The sequence below is a fragment of the Nonomuraea sp. NPDC047897 genome, assembly GCF_043204415.1.
Classification (GTDB): Bacteria; Actinomycetota; Actinomycetes; order Streptosporangiales; family Streptosporangiaceae; genus Nonomuraea.
In genome coordinates this window covers 1-16,580 of sequence record NZ_JBIDCC010000016.1, presented here as the reverse complement: position 1 = coordinate 16,580, position 16,580 = coordinate 1, and the positions used below count along the sequence as shown (strand labels likewise).

Genomic DNA, 16,580 nt, shown 5'->3' with positions numbered 1-16,580 from the left:
CCATCCTCTCTCATCCGGAGTGCGTGATGTCCCTCACCATCCTGTTCATGCCTGAGAGCGCCTACGGCCCGACCAACAACAGCATCGGCATCGGCGACATCCTCCGCCGTCGCGGGCACCGGGTGGTCTTCGCCGCCGAGTCCTCGTGGAAGGGCAAGCTGGAGGCCCTCGGCTTCGAGGAGGACCTCGTCGACCTGGCGCCCCCGGCCGAGGAGGAGCAGGACGCGGGCCAGTTCTGGAAGGACTTCATCCGGGAGACCGCGCCCGAGTACCGCAAGAGCACGCTGGAGCAGCTCGAGACGGTCACCAAGCCGATCTGGGAGTCGCTGATCGACGGCGTCAAGTACTGCGAGCCGCAGCTCAAGGCGATCATCGAGCGGGTCCGGCCGGACGTCATCGTCGAGGACAACGTCATCACGTTCCCGGCGCTGCTCACCACGGGCAAGAAGTTCGTCCGGATCGTCTCGTGCAACCCGCTGGAGGTCCGCAGCGAGAACATCCCGCCGGTCTTCTCCGGCCTGCCCGCCGACGACCGGTCGGAGTGGGACGCCTTCCGCGCCGAGTACGACCGCACCCACCGCGAGCTGTGGGCCGCCTTCAACGAGTGGTGCGTCGAGCAGGGCACGCGGCCACTGCCCGACCTCGACTTCATCCACGAGGGCGACCTCAACCTCTACGTCTACCCGGAGATCCTCGACTACACGGCCGAGCGGCCGCTCGGGCCCTCCTGGCACCGGCTCGACTCGTCGGTGCGCGAGACCGACGAGGAGTTCGAGCTGCCGTTCACCCGGGGCGACGGCGCGTTGGTCTACTTCTCGCTCGGCTCGCTCGGCTCCTCCGACGTGGAGCTGATGCAGCGGGTGATCGACGTGCTGGCCACCACGCCGCACCAGTACATCGTCTCCAAGGGCCCGCTGCACGAGGAGATCAAGCTGGCCGACAACATGTGGGGCGCCGAGTTCCTGCCGCAGACCAAGATCATCCCGCTCTGCGACCTGGTGATCACCCACGGCGGCAACAACACCACCACCGAGGCGCTGCACTTCGGCAAGCCGATGATCCTGCTGCCGCTCTTCTGGGACCAGTACGACAACGCCCAGCGCGTCCACGAGCTCGGCTACGGCGTCCGCCTGGCCACCTACGCCTTCACCGACGAGGAGCTCACGGGCGCCCTCGACCGCCTGCTGGGTGACGAGGCCCTGCGCGCCCGGCTGGCCGCGACGGGCGAGGAGATCCGCGGCCGCGACGGCCTGCGCACCGCGGCCGACCTGATCGAGCGGCTGGGCCAGGAGTAGACATGCGCGAACTGATCAACCCGGCCACCGGCGCGCTGCACGACATGGTCGCGGACACCCCCGTCGAGGCCGTGGCCCGGGCCGTGGCGCGGGCGCGCGCCGCCTTCGCGGAGTGGTCGCAGGCCACGCCCGCCGAGCGGGCGCGGCTGCTGCTGCGCCTCGCCGACCTCGTCGAGGCCGAGGCCGAGGAGCTGACCCGGCTGGAGGTGGAGGACACCGGCAAGCCGGCCACGGTCGTGCGGGACGGCGAGCTGCCGTTCGCGGTGGACAACCTGCGCTTCTTCGCCGGCGCCGCCCGGTCGCTGGAGGGCACGGGGGCCGGGGTGTTCAGTCGCGGCTACACCTCGGTCATGGTGCGCCGCCCCGTCGGCGTGGTCGCCTCCATCGCCCCGTGGAACTTCCCGCTCGTGATGGCCGTCTGGAAGCTCGGTCCGGCCGTCGCCGCGGGCAACGCCGTCGTCATCAAGCCGGCGCCGCAGACGCCGCGCAGCACGCTGCGCCTGGTGGAGCTGTTCGCCAGGGCGGGCGCGCCGCGCGGGCTCGTGCAGGCGGTCACCGGTGACGCCGAGGTGGGCACGGCGCTGGTGACCGACCCGGGCGTGGACATGGTCAGCGTCACCGGCTCGACCGAGACCGGCCGGGCCGTCATGGCGGGGGCCGCCACCACGCTCAAGCGGGTCCACCTGGAGCTCGGTGGCAAGGCGCCGGCCCTGGTCTTCGACGACGCCGACATGACGGCGATGGCCGCCGGGGTGGCGTTGGGCGCCACGTACAACACCGGCCAGGACTGCACGGCGGCCACGCGCGTCTACGTGTCCCGCCCGGCGTACGAGGATGCGGTGGAGGCGCTACGGGCAAATCTTGCCGAAATCAATGTCGGTGACCCCTGGGATCCGGCCACGGACATCGGCCCGCTGATCTCGGCGGGGCACCGTGACCGGGTGCACGGCTTCGTCCGGGGCTCCGGCGGGCGGATCCTGCAGGGTGGGGCCCTGGCGGATGGGCCAGGGTTCTACTATCCGCCAACTCTTGTGACAGATGTGGCTCAGAACAGCGATATCGTCCAAGGGGAACTTTTCGGCCCTGTCCTCGTGGTCCTCCCCTTCGACGGTGAGGACGAGGCCGTCAAGCTCGCCAACGACACCCGTTACGGCCTGGCGTCGTCGGTGTGGTCGCGCGACGTGGCCAGGGCGATGCGGGTGTCGCACCGCTTGGACGTGGGCGTCACCTGGGTCAACGACCACCTGCCCATCGCCAGCGAGGCCCCGCACGGCGGGGTCAAGGGGAGTGGGTTCGGCAAGGACATGAGCCAGGAGGCGGTGCAGGAGTATTCGGTGACCCGTCACCTGATGATCAAGCATGCGGTGTCCGAGGAGCGAGACGGCTTCCGGCCCGCCTGAGGACAGGCACGGCGATATGCGACCTCGAAGGCACGTTTGGTCGCATTTGGTGGGATATGCACGGTTGGCCGATGTGGTACGGGTTGTGTTCCAATTACCCAGCCCGCACAAATCCCATGCGCCCCAAGCGTGTCAGATTTTCGAGCACGTACCGGCGAGAGGTTGCGAGAGTCAGTGAGGACGGATAACCCCAAGCACATCAGACCTGGGGAGTACACAGGCAGCAGGTTCCGGCTGGGGAACTGGCGTGTGCGCTCGCGACTGGTGGCGCTGATTCTCATCCCCACCGTCGTGGGCGTTCTCCTCGCCGGTGTGCAGCTGGCCAACGCCATCAACACCAGCACCGAGTACCGCAAGCTCACCCAGCTGGCCGAGGTGGTGCAGCGCGTCAACGCGCTCAACCACGAGCTGGGCAAGGAGCGCACGCTCACCGCCTGGTACATGGCCGACCGGCGCCGCCCCACCCGGCTGACCGCGCTCAGGGCGCAGCGCCAGGCCGTCGACAAGGCCAAGGAGGGCGTCCTGACGGCCGTGTCCGCCATCGACGCCACCCACGCCCAGCACGTCCTGTCCGACGTCTCGGAGATCCGCCGGTGGCTGCGCGGCATCGACGGCCTGCGCGAGTCGATCCTCGACGGTGACAGCGTGCCGCCGCGAGCGGCGATCCGCACGTTCTCCACGATGATCGACACGATCTCCCACCTCCAGACCGACCTGGCCAACGGCGTCAGCGACGAAGACCTGCAGGAGAACATCTCCGCGCTCGGCGGCCTGGCCCGCGCCAAGGAGGAGGTCTCCCGCCAGCAGGCGATCCTCGTGGTCGCCCTGATCGGCCGCAGGCTCGACTACGACGACCTGTCCGACTTCCTCGGCTCCTGGAACCGCCAGCAGGCCGAGCAGGCCGTGTTCGAGCAGAGCGCGAGCGCCGCCGACCTGCAGGCCTACCGCAGGAACCTCCGGGGCCTGCAGATCGACCGCGCCGACGCGATGCGCCAGCGCGCGCTCGCCCAGATGCGCGAGTACCAGCGGATCGCCGACCTCGACGTCACCTCCGCACGCGACATCACCCTCTGGCACGACAGCACCGCGGCGTCCGTCAACGCCATGCGCAAGGTCGAGGACGGGCTGACGACCCGGATCGTGACCCAGACCCGCGACCTGAGCGACGGCGAGCAGCGCAACGCCATCATCTCCGGCGCGATGATCCTCGTCCTGCTGCTCCTCGTGCTGATCTTCACCACCCGCGTGGCCGGTTCGCTCGTCCGGCCGCTGCGCCGGCTGCGCGCCGAGGCGCTCCAGGTGGCCACCACCCGGCTGCCGGAGACCGTCCGCGTGCTGCGCGAGTCCGGCGACGGCGCCGCGGTGCCCGAGGTGCCGTCGATCGGCATCAACACCCGTGACGAGATCGGGGAAGTGGCCCGGGCCTTCGACGAGGTGCACCGCGAGGCGATCCGGCTGGCCGGCGACGAGGCCAAGCTGCGCGCCAACGTCAACGCGATGTTCGTCAACCTCTCCCGGCGCAGCCAGACCCTGGTCGAGCGGCAGCTCCAGCTCATCGAGGGCCTGGAGCAGGGCGAGGAGGACGAGCAGCGGCTCGCCAACCTCTTCCGGCTGGACCACCTGGCCACCCGCATGCGCCGCAACAGCGAGAACCTCCTGGTCCTCGCCGGCCAGGAGGGCGCCCGCAAGTGGAGCGAGCCCGTCCCGTTGGTCGACGTGGCCCGCGCCTCGCTGTCGGAGGTCGAGAACTACGAGCGGGTCCAGATCCAGATCCCGTCCGGCATCCAGATCGTCGGCCCCGCCGTCACCGACACCGTCCACCTGCTCGCCGAGCTGATCGAGAACGCCATCTCCTTCTCCCCGCGCGAGAGCAAGGTGCAGGTGACCCAGGCGCCGGCCGACGGCGGCGTGCTCGTCACCATCAACGACCTCGGCATCGGCATGACCAACGAGGAGCTGGCCGAGGCCAACTGGCGGCTGGCCAACCCGCCGGTCGTGGACGTCGCGGTCTCGCGCCGTATGGGCCTGTTCGTGGTCGGCCGCCTGGCCCTGCGCCACGGCATCCGCGTCCAGCTCCGCATGCGCGACACGGGCGGCCTGAGCGCCATGGTCATGGTGCCCGACACGCTCATCGCCGGCGCCCCCGGCGCCCCGGCGCACGGCCAGTACGACGCCTTCACCTCCTTCGACCCGTCGGCCATGGAGCCCGCCGCCAACGGCGCCTACGCCGCGCCGTCGGCGCCGGCGGCGCCCATGGGCTTCGGCACCGACGACGTCCCGGTGAACACCGAGTGGCCCGGCAACCTGCCCGTCCCCGGCGGCACCGGCACCAGTTGGCCGTCCTTCGCGGAGGAGCCGCCCAAGCAGGCCGAGGAGCCGCGCTGGCCGTCGTTCGCGGAGGAGCCGCCGCCGCCCGCCCAGCAGGAACGCTGGCCGTCGTTCGCCGACGGGGCGGCGCAGGCCGACGAGCCCCGCTGGCCGTCGTTCGCGACCGAGCCGCCCCCGCCGGCCGCCCAGGAGGAGCCGCGCTGGCCGTCGTTCGCGACCGAGCCGCCGCCGCTCGACCCCGCGCAGCAGGAGACCCGCTGGCCGCCGGTCGGCGAGCAGCCGCTCAGGTCGTCGATGTTCGACGCGCCCGAGCCGGCGCAGCCGGCCAGGCCGTCGCCGTTCGCCGCCGACGGCCCCGAGCAGCCGCCGTACGGCGCCGGCGAGATGCCGTGGCCGTCGTTCGCCGAGACGGCCAAGCCGTCGGACCCGTACGAGCGCAACGGGCACTCCGCCTTCGACCCGTTCGGCCCCGGCGAGTACTCCTCGCAGGACCTGACGGGCCCGCTGCCCGTCGTGCGCAGCTCGCCGATGGAGGAGCAGAGCGAGGACTTCCTGCCGATCTTCTCCTCGGTCGGCTCCGACTGGTTCCGCAAGCCGGACCCCGAGCAGCTGCAGCCGAGGCCCGAGCCGCGACCGGAGTTCCAGCCCGAGCACCAGCAGACGTCCTGGGACGCCGCCTCACCCGAGCCGGAGGAGCCGGAGACGGCCGTCCAGCCCGCGGTGCGGCTGGACGCCGAGCCGCCCGCCGAGCTCCGCCGCCAGGCTCCGGACAGCGCCGAGCGGCCGGGGGCGCTGCCCAGGCGCCGGCCCGGCGAGTCGGGCGTCGGAGCGTCGTGGTCGTCGCCGGCCGACAGCGGCTGGCAGGCCGCGCAGGCGGCGGCGGAGCCCGCCCAGGGCGGCACCACGGCCTCCGGCCTGCCGCGCCGCGTGCCCAAGGCCAACCTGGTGCCGGGAACCGCCAGCCTGGCCGAGCCGCAGGCCGCGTCGCCCGCGCCGCAGATCTCCCCCGAGCGGCTGCGCAGCCGGCTCTCCAGCTTCCAGCAGGGTGTACGACAAGGCCGCGCGTTCACCCGCGGAGAAGAGAACGAGGAGGACAAATGAGAGAACTGAGCCAGGGAGCGCGTGGCATCAGCTGGCTGATCACTGACTTTGTGAACAACGTGCCAGGTGTCGCGCACACCGTCGTGGTCTCGTCCGACGGTTTGCCGCTGGCCTTCTCCGAGGGTTTCCCGAAGGACCGCGCGGACCAGCTGGCCGCGGTCGCCTCGGGTGTCATCAGCCTGACGCAGGGTGCGGCACGGGTCTTCGAGGGCGGCCTGGTGACCCAGACCGTCATCGAGATGCAGCGCGGGCTGTTGATGATCATGTCGATCAGCGACGGCTCGTGCCTGGCCGTGCTGGCCGCGCCCGACTGTGACATGGGCCTGGTGGCCTATCAGATGACGCTGCTGGTGGAGCGCGCGGGGCAGGTCCTCACGCCCGCCGTACGCGCCGAACTGCAGGCAGCCCGCCCCCGCTAGCGGGGGCGGTGACAGGAGAACATGGTGTCAGGTCAGGGTTGGGCTGGTGATAGCACTCCGCCGCATCCGGCGGCTCCCCGTCCGCAGAAGTCGAGCTCCCTGGTACGGCCGTACGCCGTGACCGGGGGGCGTACGGCCCCGCGGATGAAGTTCGCCATGGAGGCGCTGGTGTCCTCCGTGACGTCGGAATACCAAGACATTTCTCTGCTGAGTCCGGAGTATCAGGCGATCATTCAACTGACCCGGAACGTCAGGTCGGTTGCCGAGATCTCCGCACTCCTCCGTCAGCCTCTCGGGGTGGTGCGGGTGCTGATCGCCGACATGGCGTCCGAGGGCCTGATCCGCGTGCACCAGCCTGCGCTGGACGCGGGAAAGCCGGACCTCAACTTGCTCGAAAGGGTGCTCAGTGGACTTCGCAGGCTCTAACGCCGGCCTAACCTCGACGAAGATCGTCGTGGCCGGCGGGTTCGGCGTGGGCAAGACGACGTTCGTGGGTGCGGTGTCGGAGATCCTGCCGCTCACCACAGAGGCCGTGATGACGGATGCCTCGGCGGGTGTCGACGACCTCTCGCTCACGCCGAACAAGACGACGACGACCGTGGCCATGGACTTCGGCCGCGTCTCGCTGGACCGTGACCTGATCCTCTACCTGTTCGGCACGCCCGGGCAGCACCGGTTCTGGTTCATGTGGGACGACCTCGTCCGCGGCGCGATCGGCGCCGTGGTGCTGGCCGACACGCGGCGGCTGGCCGACAGCTTCCCCGCGATCGACTACTTCGAGGAGGCCAAACTGCCGTTCGTGATCGGCATCAACGGCTGGGAAGGGCAGTTCTCGCACCAGGACGACGAGATCCGCGAGGCGCTGTCGCTCGGCTCGCACACGCCGATCGTCCGGCTCGACGCCCGGGTGCGGGACTCGGTGAAGAGCACCCTCATCACGCTGGTGGAGCACGCGCTGACGCGGCACATGCACGCGCCGGCGTAACGCACGAAGGCAACGCACGAAGACGCCGAGTGCCGCCGGACGGACCGTCCGGCGGCACTCGGCGTTCGCGGCCAGGACCGGGCTCAGGACCGGGCTCAGGCGGTGGTGGCGGGCGCGTCCACCCCGCGCACCAGGCGGCCGACCTCGCCGCGCAGGCGGACGAAGTCCGGGTGCTCGCGCGTGGTGATCTGGTCACGCGGCGCGGGCAGGTCCACCGGCAGGTCGCCCACCACGTGCGCGGGCGCCTTCGACAGCACCACGACCCGGTCGCCGACGTACACGCTCTCGTCGATGTCGTGGGTGATGAGCACGATCGTCATCTGGTGGTGGCTGCGCACCTTGAGCACGAGGTCCTCCAGGTCCTCGCGCGTCTGGGCGTCCACCGAGCCGAACGGCTCGTCCATGAGCATGAGCGACGGCCGGTAGGCCAGCGCGCGGGCGATCGCCACCCGCTGCTGCATGCCTCCCGACAACTGGAACGGGTACTTGCGCCCCGCCTCTGCCAGGCCGACCGACTCCAGCGCCTCCTGCGCGGCAGCGCGCCGCGCCTGCTTGTCCATGCCGCGCCGGCGCAGCGGCAGGGCCACGTTGTCGGCCACCGACATCCAGGGGAACAGCGAGCGGCTGTAGTCCTGGAACACCACGGCGAGGTTGTCGGGCGTCTGGCGGACCAGCTCGCCGTCGACCCGGACCTCGCCCCCCGTCGGCCTGATCAGCCCGGCGATGGAACGCAGCAGGGTGGACTTGCCGCAGCCGGAGGGGCCGACGATGCACAGCAGCTCGCCCGCCGCCACGCTCAGTTTGAGGCCGTCGATGGCGTGGTGCTCGTTCGGACTGCCGCGCCCGTATACGTGCGTGAGGTTCTCGATCTCGAGCAAGTGATGTCCTTGGGCAGCCAGAAGCGGAGATGACAGGTCGACTTTACCGAAGCCGGTGATCCGTGAACATGACGAGACGCAGGTGTGATCATCGGGTGGGCCTGGGGACGTAGCGGCCCACCGGAGCTCCGACGATCTTGCCGGTGTCGAGCACGTGGTGACCCCGGACGAACGTGTCGGTGACCTTCGCGGTCAGCTCGAACCCCTCGAACGGGGTGTACTCCTGGGCGGACTCCGACTCCGTGGCCGAGACGGTCCACGTGCCGTCCGGATCCACCAGGCAGAGATCGGCGTCGAAGCCCGGGGCGATCGCGCCCTTGGTGCGCAGGCCGTACCTGCGGGCGGGGTTCCAGGAGGTGAGCGCGGCGACGCGCCCGTAGGACAGGCCGCGCCGGCGGCCCTCGGTGATGAGGCCGGGCAGCAGGTACTCGGCGCCGCCGAAGCCCGCCTTGGCCACGAACACGTCGTCGGCCGGGGCGCCGAACTTCAGCTCCTCGCGGCAGCAGGCGTGGTCGCTGACCACCCAGTCGACGGTGCCGTCCAGCACGTGCTCCCACAGCGCCTCGACGTCCTCGCGCGGCCTGATCGGCGGGTTCACCTTGGCGCCCAGGCCGCCGACCGTCTCGATGTCGGCGAGCAGGTGGCCGATCGTCACCTCCCGGCGGAAGTCGATGTGCGGGAACGTCGCGGCCATCCGCACGGCCGCGTCCAGCGCCTTGCGCGAGGACAGGTGGAGCAGGTTGACGTTGCCGAGGCCCGTCTCGTGGGCCAGGTAGGAGGCGATGAAGACGGCCAGCCCCTCGGAGTGCGGCGGCCGGGACGCGCTGTAGGCGGCCAGCCCGGTCAGCTCGCCCGCCTCCTCCACCAGCCTGGTGTAGGCGGTCATGATCTCCGCGGTCTCGCAGTGCAGCGACAGGGAGATCTCGTCGGCGAGGTCGGGGAAACGTTCGCGGGCCGCCTGCACGCCGCGCATCACGAACTCGAAGTGGGCGTAGTCGTAGCGCTCGCCGTCGGGCAGCATGAGGAACCTGCCCTGGTCGGCCGAGCGGCCGTGCAGCCCGTGCCCGCCGTAGAACATGAAGATCTTGAACGACGGCACCCCGAACCGCTCCACCAGGTCGGGCAGCTCGCCGATGTGCTCGCTCGACATGGGCGCGAGGTGGAAGCCGTAGTCGACGTAGGCCCGGTCCTCGGCCATCCGCAGCACCTCGGGGAAGAACTCCGCGTACGGGCCGCCCCGGTTGAGGTAGTACTGCCCGGTCCGCATGTAGGTGAGCGCCGTGGTGACCCCGCCCTGCGCGGCTGCCTTGCTCTCCGAGGCGGCGTCGTCCGACAGCGGGTTGTAGATGCCCCAGTGCTGGTGGGCGTCCACCACGCCGGGGAACGCCAGCCGGCCGTTGCCGTCGATCACCTCCGGCACGCCCTCGGCGGGCAGTCCGGGCGCAACGCGCTCGACCCGCCCGCCGGTCACGGAGATGTCCGCCCGGACGGGATGGGGGCGGTCGTGCGTCACGACGCGCACGTTCTTGATGAGCAGGTCCGTCACGTCCGCCTCCTACGCGGTACGGCGGGCGCCGCGATGCCAGCCGAGCATCCGGCGCTCGATCACGAGGAACAGGGAGTTGAGCGCGAAGCCGAGCACCCCGAGCACCACTACGCCGGCCCAGATGCCCGGCATGTCGGCGTTGTTGCTGGCCACGCTCAGCAGGTAGCCGATCCCGTCCGTGCTGCCCTTCAACTCGGAGATGACCATCAGGATGAGCGCGAGCGAGACGCTCAGCCGCAGGCCCGCGAAGATCTTGGGGGACGCGGCGGGCAGGATGATCCGGAAGAGCCGCAGATGGGCGGGGACGCCGAAGACCGTCGCGGTCTCCATCTGCATACGATCGACGTTACGCGCGCCGTCGATGGAATTCAGCAGGATCGGCCAGATGATGCCGAAGACGATGGTCGCCACCTGGACCTGGGTGCCCATGGCGAACAGCACGAGGAAGACCGGCAGCATCGCGGGGGGCGGCACCGCGCGGCCGAACTCCACGAGCGGGTCGACGTAGTCGGCCAGCCGGCCGATCCGGCCGATCGCCACGCCCAGCGTCACGCCGATGAGCACGGCGGCGCTCCACGATCCGATCACCCGCACGATGCTGGGCACGAAGTTGTCCACCGCCTCGTCGGTGAGCAGCAGCGGACCGGAGAACCACCGCTCGCCCATCCACGAGGCGATCAGCGTCGGAGGGGGCAGGAACGGGTTGGCCACGGACCTGGCCAGCAGTTCCCAGCCCACGAGGACGACGGGGACCAGCCACAGCCGCTTGACGAGCGTGCCGATCATACGTGCCGCCAGCGGAACAGGCGCCGCTCGGCGCGGAGCAGCACGGTGTTGACGGCCAGGCCGACGATGCCGGCCCACAGGAGCGTCGCGACGACGTCGAGCATCGCGTCGGCGCCGATGCCGGTGCTGGCCTGGATGAGGAAGGCGCCGATGCCGCCCGATCCGCCGACGAAGTACTCGACGCTGATCGCGAGGATCAGGGTGATCGAGGCGGCCAGCCGGACCCCGGTGTAGATGAACGGCGCCGCGCTGGGCAGCGACACCCGCCAGATGACCGCGGCGGGGCCGAAGCCGAACGAGCGTAGCGTCTCGGTGGCCACCGGGTCGACGTCGCGCACGCCGTACAAGGTGTTGATGAGGATCGGCCAGGACGCGGCGTAGACGATCAGCGCGACCTTGGCGTTGATCTCCGGCTGGAAGAAGAACAGCGCCAGCGGGATCAGCGCGACGGAGGGGATGGGCCGCAGGAACTCCACGATGGCGCGGGTGGTCTCCTCGACCACGGGCACCGTGCCGAGCAGCAGGCCGACCGGCACGGCGACGAGCACGGCCAGCGGCAGCCCGATGAAGGCGGCCGTGAGCGTGGAGAGCAGGTCGCCGAGGAAGACGGGGTCGGCGGCCAGCCCGGCTACCCTGGCGAGCGAGGCGGAGGCGGCGGGCAGCCAGGCGAGCAGGCCGCTCCTGGCGGCCAGTTCCCAGGCGAGCAGGAAGACCGCCACGCCGACGGCGTGGCGGAGGAGCTTTCCGTGCCGGGCGCGGGAGACGACGGGGCGTCGCGCCCGCGCCGGCGTGGTCGCAGGGGTCATCCCTTGAACGGCACGATCATGGAGTCGACGTTGATCTGCTCCTTGAGGAAGCCGTACTCCAGCATCAGGTCGGCGACGCGCTGGATGCGCTGGGCGCTGAGCGTGGTGGGGTAGTTGCCGAGGTTGATCGTGGCGGCCGTCTCGGCGGGGATCTTGGTGAAGGTCGGCAGGATCTTCGTCACGGCGCTGCGGTCGGTGGCGGCGATGTTCTGCGCCTTGGCCATGGCGCGCTGGAAGGCGGCCATCGTCTTGGGGTTCTCGGCCACCCACTTCTCGGTCGCGGCCCAGCCGGTGATGGGCAGCGACTCCGTCGGGCCGGACATGGTGTCGACGAGCATGGTGGCGCCGAGCTTGTTCTTGGCCTCGCTGACGTACGGGTCGGTCATCCAGACCGCGTCCACGTCGCCCTTCTCCAGCGACTGGAGCCAGTTGGTGGTCGGCACCTCCACGTACTGGATGTCCTTGCCCGGTGTCGGGTCCAGGCCGGCGATCTTGAAATGCGGGTTCATGGTGAGCACGCCGAGGCCCTTGAGCGCGTTCACGCCGATCTTCTTGCCCTTGAGGTCGGAGACCTTCTTGACGGAGGAGTCGCGGCCCACCATGACGCCGAAGGCGCCGGTGGCCCCCTGGTAGGAGTCGGCGATGTACTTGAACTTCTCCGCGCCCTCGCTCTGGATCGTCAGGATGGTCGCGTAGCTGCCGAGGACCACGTCCATGCTGCCGTTGGACAGCTTGGGCAGCACGGCCTGGGGCGCCTGGATGGCCTCCGTCTTCACGTTGAGGCCCTGCTCCTTGAAGAAGCCGCGCTCGATCGCGATGAACAGGGGCGCGGAGTCGGCGCCGGGGTACTGGCCGATGAGCAGGTCGGTCTTCTCCAGCCCGGCGGCGTTGGTGGCGCCGCCTGACGGTTCGCCGGAGCTGGAGCACCCTGCCAGGGCAAGGGTGACCACCAGTCCGAACAGGGCGATGCGCCCTGGTGCGCCGAGCCTCATCTCGCGTCTCCTTTGAACGAGGGTGAGCGACGACCGTCGCGCCCTTGTGCCGTCAACCCTTGCGCATGATCCCCCGAATCTGGAATTCATCAATATATATGGCCATGTCTCCGTCGCACTGATTCTATGGAGGTATGTCCGGATATTGAGTGAAGATATGTCTGGCGTTCATCGGGGGCGTGTGGCTACTGTCGGGACGTGGATACATAAAGGCAAGATCGATTGACTGTGGCATTTGCTCCGGTCGACCGATTAATTGTGGAACATAAATAAGGGTTTCGGACCACCGGTGCCGGGGGCGGCACCACCAGAACTTGATCCTCTTGCACCAGACCATCCCGAGGAGAGGTTGCGGAGGCCAGTGAGAAGAACAGTGCCCCCTGCAAGCGGGGACTCCGGGTCGTCTCCGGAGGAGTCCGCCTTCCCGTCACCTCACGCCCCGACCGGGCCCCCGCCCTCGCGGTCCGGCCGGCCGCAGGGCACCGGCGGGTTCGTGCGCAACTGGCGCGTACGGACGAAGCTCCTGGTACTGATCGTCATCCCGACCGCGGCCGCGCTGGCCCTCGGCGGGCTGCGGGTGACCTCCTCACTCAGCAGCGCCACCGAGTACGAGCGGGTCAACGAGACCGCCGCCCTCGCCGGCAAGCTGACCGAGCTGGCTCACCAGACCGAGCTGGAACGCGACCTGACCGCCATGTTCGTCGCCCAGGGCCGAAACGGCGACCGCAACGAGGTGGCGGCCCAGTACTCCGCCGTCGACCGGCTCGTCACCGAGGCCCGCCCCGGCGTCGCCGCACTGGCCGCCTCCGACAGCCCGTTGCGCACCGAGGCCGTACGCGTCCAGAACCGCTTCGACGAACTGCCCAACTCCCGCAAGACGGCGATGGAGTCCCGGCTCAACGTCGCCTCCGTGATCGAGCTCTACGACCAGTCCATCTCCGACTTCCTCGAACTCAACGACAACATCGACCAGGGCGCCGTCGACAAGGAGCTCACCGACAGCGTCGCCGGCTTCGCCGCCCTGTCCCGCGCCAAGCAGTACGTCTCCAGGCAGCGCGCCCTGCTGGTGTCGGCGCTGGCCGTCGGCCGGTTCGGCGAGCGCGAACTGGACGCCTTCATCGCCGCCCGCTCCCAGCGCAACAGCGAGCTGGCCACGTTCCGGGCCGCCGTGCCGCTCGGGCTGCGCCAGGCCTACGACGACACCGTCAGCGGTCAGGCGGTGGACCGCGCCGAGCTCATCCAGGCCCGCGCGCTGGCCCTGCAGGACGCCGGGCTGCCGCTGCGCGACGAGGTGCTCGGCCTCACCCAGGACGGCCAGGTGTGGTTCGGCGCCGTCACCGAGACCATCGACGGCATGCGCCAGGTCGAGCAGCGGGTCGCCGACTCGATCCTGCTGCGCAGCCAGGACGTCCAGCGCGGCGAGCAGCAGGGCGCGGTGCTCTTCGCCGTCGCGATCGTGGCCCTGCTGGTCCTGGTGCTGCTCGTCACCGCGCTCATGGCCCGCTCGCTGAGCGGCCCGCTGCGGCGGCTGCGCCGCGAGGCGCTGCTGATCGCCGGCCGCCGCCTGCCCGAGACCGTCCAGCGGCTGCGCGAGTCGGACGCCGCCACGGCGAAGGTGGAGGTGGAGCCGATCGGCGTCGTGTCGGACGACGAGATCGGTGAGGTGGCGCGGGCGTTCGACGAGGTGCACCGGGAGGCCGTGCGGCTGGCGGGTGAGGAGTCGCGGCTGCGCAGCAACGTCAACGCGATGTTCGTGAACCTGTCGCGGCGCAGTCAGACGCTGGTGGAGCGGCAGATCACGTTGATCGACGGTCTGGAGCAGGGCGAGCAGGACGAGAGCCGGCTGGCGAACCTGTTCAAGCTGGACCACCTGGCCACGCGTATGCGGCGCAACAGCGAGAACCTGCTGGTCCTGGCCGGCCAGGACCCGCCCCGCCGGTGGAGCCAGCCCGTCAAGCTGGTGGACGTGACACGGGCCTCCCTGTCGGAGGTGGAGAGCTACGAGCGGGTCGTCCTGCAGGTGCCCGACGGCGTCTCGGTCGCCGGCCAGGCCGTCAACGACGTCATCCACCTGCTCGCCGAGCTGGTCGAGAACGCCCTGTCGTTCTCCCCGCGCGAGACCCGCGTCACCGTCTCCGGCAGCCGGATCGACGGCGGCGGCGTGATGCTGTCGATCACCGACTCCGGCATCGGCATGACCAACGACGAACTCGTCCAGGCCAACGAGCGGCTCTCGGACGCGCCCATCGTGGACGTCGCGGTGTCGCGCCGGATGGGCCTGTTCGTGGTCGCCCGGCTGGCGCACCGGCACGGCATCCGCGTCCAGCTCCGCCCGCACGCCTCCGGCGGCCTCACCGCGATGGTGCTGCTGCCCGAGTCGCTGCTCGGCACCCCGTCGCCCGCGTACGCCGGCTCCGGGAGCGGCGGGCCGGGCCTGGAGGACGCCTACCGCGGACCGCAGCTCGCCCCCGCGCCGCACTGGCCCGAGGCCACCTACCAGATGGGCCCCGGTCAGCTCGGCTCCGGTCAGCTCGGCTCCGGCCCGATGGGGCCCGGCGCCATGAATCCTGGCGCCATGGGTCCCGGTGCCCTGGGCCCTGGGCGGCTCGGACCCGGCCACCCCTCCTACCCGTCGAACCCGACCGAGGCGAACGGCGCGTGGCCGTCCATGCCGCAGTGGCCGTCCGACAGCGGAGGCTGGCCGTCCGACGAGCACCACGGCGGGCCGGCCGACCGGCTCACCCCGCGCGGGCCGGCGGGCTGGGGCGGCGAGGGCAACGGGCTGCCCCGGCGGCCCGGCGCCGATCCGCCCCAGCCGTGGAACCCCCGTGACCGGGCCGCGGACCGGGCGGCGGACGGCGCCTCGGGCCGGTTCGGCGACCCGCTGGGCGACCGCCCGGCCGACAGGTTCGGCGACAGGTTCGGTGACAGGTTCGGCGACCGGCCGCTCCGGCCGCTTCGCGACGACTTCGCCGACACGGACCCGGCCGCCACCGGTCCCATCCCCCGGATGGGCACCCCGCCGTCCGGCGGCGACGACTACCTGCCGATCTTCGCCGCGGTCGAGTCGGCGTGGTTCGCCGGCGGGGCGAGCTGGGAGTCCGCCAAGGCGGACGAGGGCTGGAACGCGGCGCAGGCCGTGGTGGAGCCGGTGCGTGACGGGGCGACGGCGTCGGGTCTGCCGAAGCGGGTGCCGAAGGCCAACCTGGTGCCCGGCTCGGCCGGCACGCCCGCCGCGCCGAAGGGTGTGACACCCATGCCGGCGGTCTCGCCCGACCGGGTGCGCAACCGGCTGTCGAGCTTCCAGCAGGGCTTCCGGGCCGCACGCGAGGACATCAACGACGGCAAGTCCTATCCGGAGGGCCCGGGCGACGGGTCTCCAGGCGACGGCAGGGAGGAGGGTGCGTGAGGGATCTGAGCCATGCGGCGCGCGGGGTCGATTGGTTGATCACGGATTTCGTGAGCACGGTTCCGGGTGTGGCGCATGCGGTCGTGGTTTCGTCCGATGGGTTGCCGTTGGCGGCGTCGGCGGGGTTTCCGCCGGATCGGGCTGATCAGTTGGCTGCGATCGCGTCGGGGTTGGTGAGTTTGACGCAGGGTGCCGCTCGGGTGTTCGAGGGTGGTGCGGTGAGTCAGACGATTGTGGAGATGCAGCGCGGGTTGATGCTGATCATGTCGATCAGTGATGGTTCGTGTCTGGCGGTGTTGGCCGCGCCTGATTGTGACATGGGTCTGGTGGCGTATCAGATGACGCTGATGGTGGACCGTGCCGGTCAGGTGCTGACTCCGGCTGTGCGCGCCGAGCTGCGCGCCGGCCAGTCCAGGTGATGCAGGTGAACGACCCCCGATGGAACGGCGGAGTCCCCGGGCCGGCCCACGGGCCGGCCCACGGGCCCGCTCCCGGACCGGGTTCCGGGTCCTACCCGGGGCCACGGCCGGTGCCGGCCTACGACCCCGCTTCGCCGGTGCGTCCGTACGCGGTGACGGGTGGGCGGACGGCGCCGCGGGTGAAGTTGGCGATGGAGGCGTTGGTGTCGTCGGCGA

Annotated in this window: 13 protein-coding genes; 8 read left to right on the top strand and 5 right to left on the bottom strand. The window is 70.7% G+C overall.

What is annotated here, in order from left to right:
• Positions 1–26 precede the first annotated feature (26 nt).
• The 6 genes from ACGF0J_RS31050 (at position 27) to ACGF0J_RS31025 (ending at position 7,528) form a co-directional block, all read left to right on the top strand.
• Positions 27–1,295: a glycosyltransferase gene (locus ACGF0J_RS31050; protein WP_393151495.1), complete on the top strand. Its 1,269-nt coding sequence runs from the start codon at positions 27–29 to the stop codon at positions 1,293–1,295.
• 2 nt (positions 1,296–1,297) lie between these two features.
• On the top strand, positions 1,298–2,695 hold the full coding sequence (locus ACGF0J_RS31045; RefSeq protein ID WP_393151493.1) for an aminobutyraldehyde dehydrogenase: 1,398 nt from the start codon (positions 1,298–1,300) through the stop codon (positions 2,693–2,695).
• Between the two features lie 249 nt (positions 2,696–2,944).
• Positions 2,945–6,124, top strand: a complete 3,180-nt coding sequence (locus tag ACGF0J_RS31040) for a nitrate- and nitrite sensing domain-containing protein (protein WP_393151491.1) — start codon at positions 2,945–2,947, stop codon at positions 6,122–6,124.
• On the top strand, positions 6,121–6,543 hold the full coding sequence (locus ACGF0J_RS31035; protein WP_101790364.1) for a roadblock/LC7 domain-containing protein: 423 nt from the start codon (positions 6,121–6,123) through the stop codon (positions 6,541–6,543). The genes ACGF0J_RS31040 and ACGF0J_RS31035 overlap by 4 nt, the downstream gene beginning before the upstream one ends.
• Positions 6,544–6,564: 21 nt before the next feature.
• Positions 6,565–6,969, top strand: a complete 405-nt coding sequence (locus ACGF0J_RS31030; protein WP_235996047.1) for a DUF742 domain-containing protein — start codon at positions 6,565–6,567, stop codon at positions 6,967–6,969.
• A gap of 28 nt (positions 6,970–6,997) precedes the next feature.
• Positions 6,998–7,528 (top strand): ATP/GTP-binding protein, encoded by a 531-nt coding sequence (locus tag ACGF0J_RS31025; protein ID WP_357912534.1) that lies wholly within the window; start codon positions 6,998–7,000, stop codon positions 7,526–7,528.
• Positions 7,529–7,623: 95 nt separating this feature from the next.
• Here ACGF0J_RS31025 and ACGF0J_RS31020 read toward each other — a convergent pair whose 3' ends face one another.
• The 5 genes from ACGF0J_RS31020 to ACGF0J_RS31000 form a co-directional block, all read right to left on the bottom strand.
• A complete protein-coding gene (locus ACGF0J_RS31020) occupies positions 7,624–8,406 on the bottom strand; it encodes an ABC transporter ATP-binding protein (protein WP_393151489.1) in 783 nt (260 codons plus the stop codon).
• 88 nt (positions 8,407–8,494) lie between these two features.
• Entirely contained in the window at positions 8,495–9,952 is a 1,458-nt protein-coding gene (locus tag ACGF0J_RS31015; protein ID WP_393151487.1) for a dihydroorotase family protein, read from the bottom strand.
• 9 nt (positions 9,953–9,961) lie between these two features.
• On the bottom strand, positions 9,962–10,738 hold the full coding sequence (locus ACGF0J_RS31010; RefSeq protein ID WP_393151485.1) for an ABC transporter permease: 777 nt from the start codon (positions 10,736–10,738) through the stop codon (positions 9,962–9,964).
• Positions 10,735–11,544 carry an ABC transporter permease gene (locus ACGF0J_RS31005; RefSeq protein WP_393151483.1) on the bottom strand — a complete coding sequence of 270 codons (810 nt, stop codon included), beginning with the start codon at positions 11,542–11,544 and terminating at the stop codon, positions 10,735–10,737. The genes ACGF0J_RS31010 and ACGF0J_RS31005 overlap by 4 nt, the downstream gene beginning before the upstream one ends.
• Complete coding sequence (locus ACGF0J_RS31000; RefSeq protein ID WP_393151480.1) at positions 11,541–12,536, bottom strand: ABC transporter substrate-binding protein; 996 nt, start codon at positions 12,534–12,536, stop codon at positions 11,541–11,543. Before ACGF0J_RS31000 ends, ACGF0J_RS31005 begins: the two co-directional genes overlap by 4 nt.
• A gap of 493 nt (positions 12,537–13,029) precedes the next feature.
• On the opposite strand from ACGF0J_RS31000, the gene ACGF0J_RS30995 reads away from it, so the two are divergent.
• Positions 13,030–15,945 (top strand): nitrate- and nitrite sensing domain-containing protein, encoded by a 2,916-nt coding sequence (locus ACGF0J_RS30995; RefSeq protein WP_393151478.1) that lies wholly within the window; start codon positions 13,030–13,032, stop codon positions 15,943–15,945.
• Positions 15,942–16,364, top strand: coding sequence for a roadblock/LC7 domain-containing protein (locus ACGF0J_RS30990; protein ID WP_393151476.1), 423 nt, complete (start codon positions 15,942–15,944; stop codon positions 16,362–16,364). The genes ACGF0J_RS30995 and ACGF0J_RS30990 overlap by 4 nt, the downstream gene beginning before the upstream one ends.
• Positions 16,365–16,580 lie beyond the last annotated feature (216 nt).